At 62.2% G+C, this 13,375-nt stretch carries 11 protein-coding genes; 5 read left to right on the top strand and 6 right to left on the bottom strand.

Annotation, left to right across the window (positions count from 1 at the left end; genetic code table 11):
* The first annotated feature begins 93 nt into the window (after positions 1-93).
* From repA to BA011_RS32805, 4 genes are all read left to right on the top strand, one after another.
* Entirely contained in the window at positions 94-1,290 is a 1,197-nt protein-coding gene (gene repA, locus BA011_RS32820; protein ID WP_065283954.1) for a plasmid partitioning protein RepA, read from the top strand.
* Positions 1,287-2,282: a plasmid partitioning protein RepB gene (gene repB / locus BA011_RS32815; protein ID WP_065283953.1), complete on the top strand. Its 996-nt coding sequence runs from the start codon at positions 1,287-1,289 to the stop codon at positions 2,280-2,282. Before repA ends, repB begins: the two co-directional genes overlap by 4 nt.
* Before the next feature lie 154 nt (positions 2,283-2,436).
* On the top strand, positions 2,437-3,651 hold the full coding sequence (gene repC, locus BA011_RS32810; protein WP_065283952.1) for a plasmid replication protein RepC: 1,215 nt from the start codon (positions 2,437-2,439) through the stop codon (positions 3,649-3,651).
* Positions 3,652-3,831: 180 nt separating this feature from the next.
* Entirely contained in the window at positions 3,832-4,962 is a 1,131-nt protein-coding gene (locus BA011_RS32805) for an RHE_PE00001 family protein (RefSeq protein ID WP_065283951.1), read from the top strand.
* Positions 4,963-5,082: 120 nt separating this feature from the next.
* On the opposite strand, the gene BA011_RS32800 is transcribed toward BA011_RS32805, so the two are convergent.
* Genes BA011_RS32800 through BA011_RS32790 form a run of 3 tightly spaced genes read right to left on the bottom strand, consistent with a single transcriptional unit; the run spans position 5,083 to position 7,107 of the window.
* Positions 5,083-5,793, bottom strand: a complete 711-nt coding sequence (locus tag BA011_RS32800) for a Bax inhibitor-1/YccA family protein (protein ID WP_065283950.1) — start codon at positions 5,791-5,793, stop codon at positions 5,083-5,085.
* A gap of 20 nt (positions 5,794-5,813) precedes the next feature.
* Positions 5,814-6,581, bottom strand: a complete 768-nt coding sequence (locus tag BA011_RS32795) for an anti-sigma factor family protein (protein WP_065283949.1) — start codon at positions 6,579-6,581, stop codon at positions 5,814-5,816.
* A complete protein-coding gene (locus BA011_RS32790) occupies positions 6,568-7,107 on the bottom strand; it encodes a sigma-70 family RNA polymerase sigma factor (protein ID WP_020052884.1) in 540 nt (179 codons plus the stop codon). Before BA011_RS32790 ends, BA011_RS32795 begins: the two co-directional genes overlap by 14 nt.
* 186 nt (positions 7,108-7,293) lie before the next feature.
* Between BA011_RS32790 and BA011_RS32785 the strand changes: the two genes are divergently transcribed.
* Positions 7,294-7,602: a hypothetical protein gene (locus BA011_RS32785; protein WP_065283948.1), complete on the top strand. Its 309-nt coding sequence runs from the start codon at positions 7,294-7,296 to the stop codon at positions 7,600-7,602.
* 43 nt (positions 7,603-7,645) lie between these two features.
* On the opposite strand, the gene cueR is transcribed toward BA011_RS32785, so the two are convergent.
* The 3 genes from cueR to treY form a co-directional block, all read right to left on the bottom strand.
* Positions 7,646-8,035 (bottom strand): Cu(I)-responsive transcriptional regulator, encoded by a 390-nt coding sequence (gene cueR / locus BA011_RS32780; protein WP_065283947.1) that lies wholly within the window; start codon positions 8,033-8,035, stop codon positions 7,646-7,648.
* Positions 8,036-8,044: 9 nt separating this feature from the next.
* A complete protein-coding gene (locus BA011_RS32775; protein WP_065283946.1) occupies positions 8,045-10,570 on the bottom strand; it encodes a heavy metal translocating P-type ATPase in 2,526 nt (841 codons plus the stop codon).
* Between the two features lie 107 nt (positions 10,571-10,677).
* Positions 10,678-13,287: a malto-oligosyltrehalose synthase gene (gene treY, locus BA011_RS32770; protein ID WP_065283945.1), complete on the bottom strand. Its 2,610-nt coding sequence runs from the start codon at positions 13,285-13,287 to the stop codon at positions 10,678-10,680.
* Positions 13,288-13,375: the final 88 nt, after the last annotated feature.

Here is a 13,375-nt window from a genome sequence, read left to right as displayed (position 1 = left end):
CCTGTTGTTGCTGCAAATCCCGAATCGTGTCACTTTCGATACGCTTTTTGACGCTATGTTGACAGAAAAGCGCATCGAAAAGGATTGGGTGTTTTGGACAACATTAGCGTATCGACGACAGATGTACGGATCGAGCGGCATGCGAACCAGCTTTCGCGGCAACTGAAGCTCCTCCGCGACAAGTTGTTTCCGCCGCTCTCGCAAAAGACGCTACGAACATTCTCCTCCGGCGAGGCGGCCCAGATGATCGGCGTCTCTGACGGCTATCTTCGCCAGCTTTCACTGGACGGCAAGGGACCGCAGCCGGATCTTGCCCAGAATGGCCGGCGTTCCTACACACTCGGCCAGATCAACGAATTGCGCCAGTATATGGCGAAGCTTAAGCCGAAGGACGCGCTTTCCTATCAGCCGTGGCGTCGCCCTGGCGAAAAGCTGCAGACGGTTGCCGTCACCAATTTCAAGGGCGGCTCGGCCAAAACAACGACGACGCTCTATCTGGCGCAGTATCTGGCGCTGGCGGGCTACCGGGTGCTTGCGATCGATCTCGATCCGCAGGCTTCGCTCTCCTCCATGCTCGGCGTTCAGCCCGAATTCGATCTTTCCGAGGGCGATACGCTCTATGGCGCAATTCGCTATGATGAGGGCCGCAAGCCGCTGAAGGAGATCGTCCGCAAGACCTATTTCGATGGGCTGGATCTGGTGCCGGGCAATCTCGAACTGATGGAGTTCGAGCATGAGACGCCACGGGCACTGAACGACCGGCAGCGACCCGGCGAGCTGTTCTTCCGTCGCGTTGGCATCGCCATTGCCGAGGTCGAGGCGGATTACGACATCGTGGTGATCGACTGCCCGCCGCAGCTTGGTTACCTCACGCTTGGCGCCGTCTGCGCGGCAACATCGCTGCTCATCACCATCCATCCGCAAATGGTCGACGTCGCTTCCATGTCGCAGTTCCTGCTGATGACTTCGGATCTGCTTTCTGTCGTGCGCAAGGCCGGCGGCGATCTGCAGCATGACTTCATCAAATATGTCGTCACCCGTCACGAACCCTTCGATGCGCCGCAGTCGCAGATCGTCGCGCTGCTGCGCGGCCTCTTCAGTGATGACGTGTTGACGGCGACCATTCTCAAATCGACGGCGATCGCCGATGTCGGCCTGACCAAACAGACGCTCTACGAGATCGAGAAGGGGCAGGTGCGCCGCTCGACCTATGACCGGGCGCTGGAATCGGTCAATGCCGCCAACAGCGAGGTTCTCGCCGGTATTCACAAAGCCTGGGGTCGAGCATGAGCAGACGCGATCGCCTGAAAGGTCTTTTCGACGATACGGCCCAGGAGTTGGCCGCGGCCAACTACGAGGAGTCATCATCGCGCGGATCGGCCGGGCCGGTTCGCACGATGGCGCTGACCCTTGGCCGTATGGAGGAAGAGAGCAGGGCGATGCAGGAGGCCTTGCTCTCCGGCGAACGCATCGTCGAGCTCGATCCTGATCTGGTCGATTCCTCCTTCGTCCGCGACCGCCTTGCCGACCAGCCCCTCGATATCGAAGACGAGCTGGTGCGGTCGATCGCCGAGAACGGCCAGGAAGTGCCGATCCTCGTTCGCCGCCATCCGAATGATGAGAACCGCTACCAGATCGCCTACGGCCATCGCCGCCTGCAGGCGGTCAAGCTGCTCGGCCTCAAAGTGCAGGCGATCGTCCGTAAGCTCGACGATACCGATGTCGTTATCGCGCAGGGCATCGAGAATTCGGCGCGCCGCAACCTTTCCTATATAGAGCGCGCGGTCTTTGCCCTTAATCTTGAGCTCAAGGGTTTTGAGCGCCCGGTCATCATGAAGGCGCTTTCGACGGATAAGACGGAGCTATCGAAGCTGATATCCGTCGCAAAAGCTATTCCCGCCGAGATCGTCAGCTCGGTCGGAGCCGCACCCGGCATCGGGCGGCGCCGTTGGATGGCGCTTGCCCAGGACTGGAATGGGATGACGGCCGCCCGGCTTGCGAAGCTCATTGCCTCGGGAAGTTTCATGGCGGAAGAGAGCGACCGCCGTTTCGAGCTTTTGGTCGCTGAGCTCGCCAAGAAAGAGGCAAAGCCCGAAACCACGGAATTTGACTGGAAGCCGAAGAGCGGCGGTAAGATTGCCGGCCGAATCAAGAGCGCCGGCAATTCCTTCACGATCGCGTTGAAGACCGGCGATGCGCCGGACTTCGGCGCTTATATTTCACGCCGTCTCGATGAGCTTTACGAAGCCTATCGGGCCGGCAAGTTGCAAGCAGGAGAGTAGGCCGCAAAAGAAAAAAGCCTCCGAACGTTGCCGTCGCGGAAGCCTTTCTCATATCTGGACAATCTGAGAATCGCACTTCCTCGAATCACTGTCAAGCGTCTTCGGCATCCTTTTGGGTGGTAGCTTTCTTTTGCCTTGAGAAAAGGTGAGGGACATGGAGCCTCAATATGTATCGACGCCCTTTGGGCGGCGATCGATGACGCTTGGCATGCTGGCAAGCCAGGAAAGCGCCAGCAAGGTCGATCCGGACGCATCGGTCGATAAGTGGAAGATATTTCGCGCGCTCTGCGAGGCAAAGGACATGGTCGGCGTATCCGACCGTGCCCTGGCTGTTCTCAACGCGCTGTTGACCTTCTATCCGAAGAACGAGATTGCCGAGGCCAACGGTTTCGTCGTCTTTCCCTCGAACGAGCAGCTGTCGTTGCGCACGCATGGCATGGCCGGCACGACGTTGCGGCGGAACCTGGCGATGCTGGTGGAAGCCGGTCTGATCATCCGCCGGGATAGCCCGAACGGGAAGCGTTTTGCCCGGCGCAACGGCGAGGGCGGGCTTGGAGAGGCATTTGGCTTCAGCCTGGCGCCGCTCCTGGTGCGCGCCCACGAGATCGAGGCGCAGGCGGCTCAGGTGATGGCCGCCAAGCTCGAATGGAAGCGCCTGAGAGAGCGCCTGACACTTTGCCGGCGTGACATCACCAAGCTCATCGAGATCGCGCTGGAAGAGGAAATTGCCGGCGAATGGATCGAGATGCAGAAGCATTTCAATCTGCTTTCCACAAGCCTGCCGCGCCGCCCGTCGGCCGCGGAGATGGAAAGCCTGCTGGGCGATCTCGAAGCGTTCCGGGAATTGATCGTCAAAACGCTGGAATCGAAGTCGAAAACAGAAAAAACAGACGCCAATGATAACCAAAACGGTCGGCACATACATAATTCAAACCCACACCCTATATCTGAATTTGAACCAAGCTTCGAAACGAAGCAGGGCGCAAAGCCGGACGAAGAGCCGCGGCCTTGGCGCGAGCCGCCGAAATCCTTCCCGCTCGCCATGGTGCTGCAGGCCTGCCCTGAGATCATCGCTTACGGCCCGGGTGGCGGCATTGGCAGCTGGCGCGATCTGATGGCCGCGGCCGTCATCGTCCGTTCCACTCTTGGCGTCAGCCCCAGCGCCTATCAGCTGGCCTGCGATGTCATGGGGCCGGAAAACGCCGCCACGGTGATCGCCTGTATCCTGGAAAGGGGCGGACATATCAACTCGGCCGGCGGCTACCTGCGTGACCTGACGCGGCGGGCGGAGCGCGGCGAATTCTCGCTCGGACCGATGCTGATGGCGCTGATGCGGGCAAATGGTCCGACGGCGAGGAAAACCGGATGAGCGGCTATGAAAAAGCTTCGCGCCAGCTGCGACGGGTAGAAGCATATGCGGCCGATCGATCAGCCAGGTTAACGGCTTCCATTTCCCTAGTTTTGTTGAAAAACGCTGTTAACCATGTCATACATGGCGGAAGGAAACACGTCTTTTGCTTCCATTTGTGGAAAACCGTAAAGCTTAACAATGCGCTACGATATTGACGGCACGATGCTTCAAACCCTGCTTCCAGCCCTTGCCGCGGCGGAGGATGCGGTGGCGCGGCTGGACGAGCGGGTATTGCGCTCGCCGGTCGGCGAGGGATTTGCCGAACGCAGCCATTTCTTCGACGCCGCCGGCGCGCTCTGGGTGGCCGGCGAACTCGTGCATGTCGAGGATCTCGTTTTGCATGATGCGCATATGGATAGCCGCGCTCCCACCCACGAACTGACGATCGCCCATTCGGTGCTGCGGGCACGTCGGCGCATCTGGACAGGCGAACCCTCCTGGGCACTCGGCGTCTCGGGTCTTGCGACGCTGACTGCGACCACCGGGGAAGGGGAGGGGGTGCCGGACGCGAAGAGCCCCGCAGTTCCGGTCGAGACCGACGAGGAAGGCGAGGATGAGAGCGGCCCGCTCGCTGCCGAGATGGCGGAGATCGATGCGCTTCTTGCCCGCTCGCAGAAGCTGCTCGATATCCATACGGGGAAAACGCCGCCAAGCGAGACGGCTGCCCTTAGCCTGGCAAGGCGCAACGAGGATCCTCTCGGATTGCTCGGTGACGACGAGTGGGACGAGGAACAGCGGCTTGCGGAGTGGCGAAGCGTCCAGCCATTGGCCGATAGCTTGCCGCCGGTTCTCGGCGCCATCATCCTCTTCGAAGCCTGGGAAAGGATCGAGCCGTTGCGGCGGCAGCACTGGCTGGGCGGTCTTCTGGTCGCAAGCCATCTACGCGCCCGCGGCAAGGTCGCCTCGCATCTGTTTTCTTTTTACGGCGGGCTGAAGCTGGTGCGCCATGAGCGTCGTCGAGCACGCGATCGCGTCACGCGGCTACAAGCCTTTCTGGAGGCGATGCACCTGGGCGCTGTGGCCGGCCTCAAGGAAATCGACCGCTTGACCTTGGCGCGCACGCAAATGGAGCTGCGCTTCCGTGGCCGCCGTTCGAACAGCAGCCTGCCGGAACTTGCCGATTTCGTCCTGTCGCGGCCAATGGTCTCGGCGGCGATGATCGCCCGTCATCTGCGCATCACACCGCGCGGTGCGCTGAACCTCGTCAATGAGATCGGCATTCGTGAGATCACCGGCCGGGGTCGCTACCGCGCCTGGGGTATCATCTGAAACGAAAACGGCCGGGCGTTGGCCCGGCCGTTTCCTTTTAGGTGAGCACCCAGTCCGCCATCCTGTCACAGACTGCAGACCAGGCGCTCTTGCGCTTCCTTTGCCCCCAGAAGCGCAGTCCTATTCCCGCTCGCCGGTGAAGTTGAGCAGAAGCTGGAAGATGTTGACGAAGTTCAGGTAGAGCGAGAGCGCACCGAAGACGGCGAGCTTCTGGTTCGATTCCTGATCGTAGTTTTCCGAATACTGTTCCTTGATGTTCTGCGTGTCGTAGGCGGTGAGACCGACGAAGACGACGATGCCGATCACCGAGATCGCGAACTGCAGGGCGCTCGAACCCAGGAAGATGTTGACGACAGCGGCGATGATGACGCCGAAGAGGCCCATCATCAGGAACGAGCCCATGCGCGAGAGATCACGCTTCGTCGCATAGCCGTAGAGGCTGGTAGCGCCGAACATCGTCGCGGTGATGAAGAAGGTCCGCGCGATGCTCGCCCCGGTGAAGACCAGGAAGACGGAAGCGAGCGACAGGCCCATCACAGCGCAGAAGGCCCAGAAGGTGATCTGAGCGGTGCCGGCCGACATCGTCTGGATCTTGAACGAGAAGAAGAAGACGAAGGCGAGCGGGGCAAGCATCACCACCCACTTCAGCGGCGAGCCGAAGATCGGGACGTAAAGTGCCGGCGTCGAGCCGACGACAAAGGCCACTAGGCCCGTGATGACGAGGCCGAGAGCCATATAGTTGTAGACGCGCAGCATGTGCTGGCGCAGGCCCTCGTCGAAGAGGGCTTGGGAGCCGGCGACGGCGCCGTAGCGGGAATTGATCGGGTTCATGCTGATCTCCTCGGTTTGAATTAATAGAGCGAGCGGGCGAGCCTTTCGGCCGCCTGGTCGAGATTGAGACCGCTATCGTCGGCGATCAGCGCATAAGCGACCTCGCCGATCTGCCAATAGGCGGCTTCCGCTTTTTCCAGCGTGAGATGACTGACCGGCTTGACCTCGAAGGCGCCCGGACGGACGGCGAAAAGCGACAGTTGCTTTCCATCCGGTTGTTCGATCGCCATCTCGACGCTGGGGCCGAATTCGGACGGGAAGATCTGCACGTCGGCGACCTTCCAATCCCTGGGCAGTTCGGGCATCACGATCGCCGTGGCGGCGCGAATATCGTCGGGGCTATAGGTGGCCGGCGTCTGCGGAGGCATCGATTGGCGCAAGGCCGCGGTCTGATAGGCGCGGACGGCATCCTCGACATAGGCGGGTGCCGGAACCGATGCCACCACCTCGGTCGCCGAGAAGGCGCCGAAGGAGTTGTGCGCGACCCAGCCGGCGGCGATCAGAATGCCGACGGCGGCAACGCGCTGCAAGGAATGGAAGATGCGGCCATAGGAAAGGCCACGTTCCAGCCGGCGAGCGGCATCGCGGGTCTCGGGGCGGCCGAAGGCACTTTCGCCGGCAAGCGCCAGACGCAGTTCACCCTTGATGCTGAGGTCGGCCATGACCTTGGCGGCGATCGCCGGATTCTCGGAAAGATAGGATTCCACCTGGATGCGACGGGCGACATCCAACTCGCCATCCACATAGGCGTCGAGATCGGCATCGATGATCGGATCAACTGCTTTCATTGCCGTTCCCTCCGATTATTCTTAGATGCGAAACCCGCGGCGTCTTCTCCTCGAATTCGCGCAGTTGAGCGCGGGCGCGGGAGATGCGCGACATCAGCGTCCCCACAGGAATGCCAAGCGCCTGGGCGGCCTCCTGGTAGGAAAGGTCTTCGATCGCGACGAGGTGCAGCGCTTCGCGCTGTTCCTCCGGCAGGTCGAAGAAGGCGTCGCGCACCTGCTGAAGGCGCACGGCATGCTCCTGGCCGGCCGGCAGCGACTGCTCGGCTTCGACAGCCGCCTCGTCGTGGCGGCGCGTCAGCGACCGGTTCTGGCGAAGACGATCGATATGGGCATTGTGCAGGATGGAGAGCAGCCAGGTGCGCAGGTTGCCGCCGCTGCGGAAGCTTTTCCGCTTCTCGAAGGCGCGCACCAGCGCATCATGCACCAGATCCTCCGCCTCGTCCGAATTGCGCACCAGCGAGCGAGCGTAGCGCCGCAGCGCTGCAAGCTGTCCAATGACATCAAAGGGGCGATCTTTGCGTTCCATGATTGAGTATACGAAAATCCGGCGGATATTATTCCCAGCGGGCGTAAAAAAATCATGCCGGGCCCAAACCGTCGCCGGATCATCTCAAATATCCCTCTCCAGCGGACGGGCGCCTTAAATCCGCGATTGTTTATGACAATTACATGACAGATCATGGCGCCGCTGATTTGGAGGGGAATAGAAAGAATGAAGGAAAAGAAGCGGGTCTACGAAGCTCTCGTGGACGGCGCCATGGAAGGGCTGACCGATCAGGCGCTCTACGATTTCGTCAAGGCGCGTTGTCCGAAGGCCACCAGCAGGAAGATCGTTCGGGCCTCGCTTCTCGCCCTGACCGATTCTCACCTGAAGGACCGCAATATTCTCGACGTGATCTATGCGCTCGCGATCAAGCATCGGTTGGATGACGGCGTACTGGACGACAGCGAAGATGAGGGGCCTGACGAGCAACCTCAATCCTCGAAGGCCGCCAACCAGAACATGCCTCAGCTTTCCTGAGGCAGGTCTCGCCTGAAACGCGACGCCTGCTCTCCCGGAATAGTCAGCTGCCGTCCGAAAGCTCTTCGAGGATCGGACAGTCCGGCCTGTCGTTGCCGTGGCAGGCATGCACGAGATGCTCCAGCGTCCGGCGCAGTTCCGTCAGTTCGCGGATCTTGCGGTCGATCTCGGCAAGTTTGGTCTCAGCAATATCCTTGACGTCGGCGCTCGCCCGGTCCTTGTCCTCGTAGAGCGCCAGCAATTGCCGGCATTCCTCGACGGAAAAGCCGAGGCCGCGCGCGCGCTGCAGGAAGCGCAGCTTGTGGATGTCGGTCGCGGCATAGTCGCGATAGCCGTTTCCGCCCTTTTCGGGGCGGATGAGGCCGATATCCTCGTAGTAGCGGATGGTCTTGGAAGGCAGGCCGGACCGTTCCGATGCTTCGCCGATATTCATCGCCATCTCCTATAGTTTTGCAAAGCGCAGTCTCAGCGCATTTGATATGACCGAAACGGACGACAGGCTCATCGCCGCGGCGGCGATCATCGGCGAAAGCAGCAGCCCGAAGATCGGATAGAGCATGCCGGCCGCGACCGGTACGCCGAGCGCGTTGTAGCCGAAGGCGAAGCCGAGGTTCTGGCGGATGTTTCGCATCGTCGCCTCCGCCAGCCGCCGCGCCCTGACGATGCCGTTCAGATCGCCCTTTACCAATGTGATGCCGGCGCTTTCCATCGCGACGTCGGCGCCGGTACCCATGGCGATGCCGACATCGGCGGCGGCAAGCGCCGGCGCGTCGTTGACGCCGTCACCGGCCATGGCGATGATGGCGCCGTTGGCCCGCAACTCGTCGATCAGCGCCTTCTTGCCTTCCGGAAGCACATCGGCGCGCACCTCGTCGATGCCGAGGCTCTTTGCCACCGCGCGTGCCGTGCGCTCGTTGTCGCCTGTCGCCATGATGATCTTCAACCCGCTGTCGTGCAGCGCCTTGATGGCGGCTGCTGTCGTCGGCTTGATTCGGTCGGCGACGGCGACAAGACCGGCAAGCGCACCGTCGAACACCACGAACATCACTGTCTTGCCGTCACCGCGCAGGGCTTCGGTTTTCTCGGCGAGTACCGCCGGATCAATGCCGAGATCGGTAAGCATCGCCGCATTGCCAAGCGCCACCGACGTGCCGTCGGCACGGCCCTGAACGCCCTTGCCGGTCTTGGCTTCGAAACCGGTGACCTCGACGAAGGTGACACCACGCTCCTCGGCACCGGAAACGATCGCTTCGGCCAGCGGATGTTCCGAGCCGCGCTCCAGGCTTGCCGCCAGCGACAGCAGCCTGTTTTCGCTAACCCCGCCGAAGGCGACGATATCGGTAAGCTTCGGCTTGCCTTCAGTCAGCGTGCCGGTCTTGTCGACGATCAGCGTGTCGACCTTGGAAAAACGCTCCAGTGCTTCGGCGTCCTTGATCAGCACGCCTTCCTGCGCGCCCCGCCCGGTCGCGATCATGATTGACATCGGCGTCGCAAGGCCAAGCGCACAGGGGCAGGCGATGATGAGAACGGCAACGGCGGCAAGCAGCCCATTGGCCATGCTCGGCTCCGGGCCGATCGCGGCCCAGACGAGGAAGGCAAGCACGGCGGCGGCGACCACCGCCGGCACGAAGACGGCCGACACCCGGTCGACCGCGCCCTGGATCGGAGCCCGCGAGCGTTGTGCCTTGGCGACCATGTCGACGATGCGCGACAGCACCATGTCGGCGCCGACCTTCTCGGCGGTCATGACGAAGGTGCCGTTCTTGTTGATCGTGCCGCCGGTCAGCGAGTCGCCCTTCGACTTTTCCAGGGGCAGGGGCTCACCTGATATCATCGATTCGTCGACGGTCGACTGGCCTTCGAGGACGGAGCCATCCACCGGCACCCGCTCGCCAGGGCGCACACGCAGCCGGTCACCAGTCTGGATATTGTCCACCGGCACGTCACTCTCGCTACCCTCGTCATCGAGGCGCCGCGCCGTCTTCGGCGCAAGGTCGAGCAAGGCGCGAATTGCCGAGCCGGTGCGTTCGCGTGCTTTCAATTCCAGCACCTGGCCGACGAAGACGAGCGCGACGATGACGGCGGCCGCCTCGAAATAGACAGGCACGGCCGCGCCATGGCCATGAAAGCTCATCGGGAAGATGCCGGGCGCAAGCGTGGCGACGACGCTGTAGACATAGGCGGTGCCGACGCCGAGACCGATCAGTGTCCACATATTCGGGCTGCGGTTGGCAAGGGACGCCAATGCGCGGCGGAAGAAGGGCAGGGCCGCCCAGAGCACCACCGGCGTTGCCAGTAAGAGTTCGATGATGGTCGCCTGCGGCTCGCCGATCGTTTCCCGGAGCGGCAGGCCGAGCATCGGCCCCATGCCGAGCGCCAACAAAGGTATGGCAAGAATGGCGCTCACCCAAAGCCGCCTGATGAAATCGACGAGTTCCGGGTTCGGGCCTTCGTCCTCAGGCGGAATGCCCATCGGCTCCAGCGCCATGCCGCATTTCGGGCAGTCGCCGGGACGATCACTGACGACTTCAGGATGCATCGGGCAGGTATAAAGCGTACCCTTGGGTGCCGGCTGTGCCGCTGGGCGGTTGCCGTTGCGATAGGCTGCGGGGTCGGCTTCGAACTTCGCTTGGCAGGCGGCCGAGCAGAAATAGAATTTCTCGCCGTCGGCTTTCAGAAAGTGTTTCGCCGTCGAGCGATCGACGGTCATGCCGCAGACGGGGTCCTTCGCGGTCATGTAATCCTCAGGCGCAGCCGCAAATTTCGTCCGGCAGCCGTCGGAGCAGAAATGATAGATGCGGCCGTCACGGTCGAGCGAGGGCTTGCCGGCCTGTGGATCGACGGTCATGCCGCAGACAGGATCACGGGTCACGGCGCTTACAGCCTTCTCCTGTTCATGGCCGCAATGGCAATGATCGTCGCCATCGGTGTGACTGTGATGGTGATCGTGTTCGTGCTTGATATGCATGACTATCTCCTGTGCCCGGAGGGGCACTTGGATAGGCTTATCAACCTTCCAGCGACTGGAAGGTCAAGCACTATTTTCATGGGCTCGATTTTTGCGGCGGCTGATCCTCAGATCGGGGTGATCAGCCCGACCGGCTGGCTCCCGAGCAGGGTGGCGACCGAAATGCTGCCACCGGGCTCGATCGTCTTTGCGGTCACCAGATCGGCCTTCAGTCCGTGAAGCGGGGAGGGGATGGCGATCGCCGTATCCTCCCAGAATTCCGGGCCGGCGAAGAGCACGCCGGGGTCGAGCCAGCCGAACATCAGCCGCGGCGCCGCGATGATGGCGAAATCACCCTTATGCACCCGGGCAAAAGCAAGCACATGGTCGCGCCGGTTGCCCGTCACCTTCAGCGGCAGATAGTCGCCTCCAGTAAAGAGGTCCACGTGCCGCTGGCGCAGCTGCAGGCCGATCCCGACGAGGCGCTGCTTCAACGCTGCGGCCTGCAGTTTGGCGATCGGTCTGGATTCATCAAGCCAGGCCGTCAGCCGCTGATGATCGACCGGCCGGCGGTTGTCGGGATCGACGAGGCTGAAATCGAAGCCCTCCGCACCCTGGTAGATATCGGGAATGCCGGGGGCCGTCAGCTTGAGCAGCGTCTGCGACAGGCTGTTGAGGTAACCCGCCGCGATGAAAGGCTGCAGCGCCCTTTCGAAATCCTCGAGGAAGACGTCATTGTCAGGCGAGACCAGTGCCGCGACATAGGTGGTGACCGCTTCCTCGTAGGCGGCATCCTGTTCCGTCCAGCCGCTGCGCAGTTTCGCCTCGCGCACCGCCTTGACCGCGTAATCGGTGAAGCGTTCGTGGAGCTCTTCGGTCTGTCCCCGGTCGAAATCCTCCGGCCAAATGCCGGCGAGAGCCTGATAGAGCATCCATTCGACATTTGGTTCCGGCGCGGCACCCTCCGGCAGGTCATTCAGCCACGGCCGGTTCATGTCGCGCCAACGCTCGACCGCCTGTGCAAAAACATCGGCGCCCTCGCTCAACGCATAAAGCCTTGCGCGCGCATCCTCGCCGCGTTTGGTGTCGTGGGTGGCGCTTGCCGAAAGCCCATGCGGCTGCAGCCGCGCCCGTTCGGCCATGCGGCGGTGGAATTCCTCCGGGCCGCCAGGCGCCTTACCCGGTTCGCCGCCGACTTCGTTTGCGGCAAGCAGCCTGTTATAGCGGTAGAACAGCGTATCTTCCGTCGCCTTCGCCATCACCGGCCCGCTCAATTGCTGGAAGCGGATACGGAATTCGTGGGCCGCGTCACCTTCCACCTTGCCTTCGAGAAGCTTCAGCACATGGTCGCATGCACGCCGGTCGTCGAGCTGCGCCATGGCTTGCGAGGCGGTCGCCGCAAGCACCGCTGAATCCTGCCAGGAAAGAGGGCCGCCGTCGCCATAAGTGCGGTAGACGGGAAAGGCGATCAGCAACTCGCTGAGGGCGGTGGCGATCTCGTCTCTTTTTAGCTCGGGAAAGATGCCGGCCGCGATCGACACCAGCCTGCCGGTCTCGCCGGCGAAATTGCGTTCGACCATCAGTCGCTTGGCAATTCGCCGACCCTCCTCGAGATCGCCCGTCTCACCGGCGACGCCGCGGTAGGCATCGTCCAATATGCGCAGACCGCCGCCGTCGATGAACAGCTCGCTCAGCGCGGCGATGAATTCATATCCCGTGGTGCCGGCGACCGGCCAGCTCTCCGGCAGGACCTCACCGGTTCCCAGGATCTTTTCCACGACGACATAGGTGTCCGGTCCCACCGCCTCCCGCAACCTTTCGAGATAGGCGGTGGGTTCGGCGAGCCCGTCGACATGATCGATGCGCAGGCCCTGGACCTTGCCATGGCGCACCAGCTCGAGCACCAGCCGGTGCATGTCCTGGAACACGACGGGATCTTCGACGCGGGTGCCGACCAGTCCGGTCACCTCGAAAAAGCGGCGATAGCTCAGATGTCGTGCCGCGTCCTTCCAGTGGGTCAGCCGCCAATGCTGTGCCTCATGCAGGTTTCTCACGAATTCGCGATCCGAGGAGACCTCTTCGAGTTTTTGCCGGAGGACTGCCCGATCGCCGCCTTCGAAGAGGATGTCACGTATCGCGCGGTTGAAGTCCTCGCCGGAGGTGGCGGCCGCGGCCTCCGCCATTCTGATGGCGACCGGATCGTCGAGCCGGTTTGCGATCGCCCCGTAACTCCCGGGGTTCAGCGGCAACAGCGTCTCGAAATAACCGAAGGCGAAGTTGCCATGCGTTTCGTCGAGCGTTATGCGCAGTTCGCCGCCGGCGAGCGCCCCATCGAAATCCTGGCCGAGCTGCGACAGGGTGAGCGGCTCGCTCCAGTCGATGTCGAAGTGGTTGAAATAGGCGCTTTGCCGGCCAAATGTCAGCACGTCGCGCCACCAGCCGTTTTCCGGCGAGGCCGCCATGTGGTTCGGGACGATGTCGAGGACCAGCCCCATGCCTGCCGAGGCCAGGCGTTCCGTCAGCCGTTCGAATCCTGCCCGGCCGCCAAGCGCCGGATCGATCTCGTTGGCGTCGGTGACGTCATAGCCGTGGGTCGAGCCGCTGACGGCGGTGAAGATCGGCGAGGCGTAGAGGTGGCTGATGCCGAGCGTCTTGAGGTAGGGGACGAGGTCGCAGGCGCGATCAAAGGTCATGCCGTTGCGGAATTGTATCCGGTAGGTCGCTGTCGGAAGTGTCATGGGGCCGTCTGACGTTGGAAGGAGATTGTCCCCAACGGTTGCAGCGCGGCTTTTGTTCCTTACCGCGCGGGTGTCTTTTCAGACGCGC

The sequence above is a fragment of the Rhizobium leguminosarum genome, assembly GCF_001679785.1.
GTDB lineage: Bacteria > Pseudomonadota > Alphaproteobacteria > Rhizobiales > Rhizobiaceae > Rhizobium > Rhizobium leguminosarum_R.
Note: the sequence above shows the minus strand (reverse complement) of the source record. Positions and strands in the feature narration are given on the sequence as shown.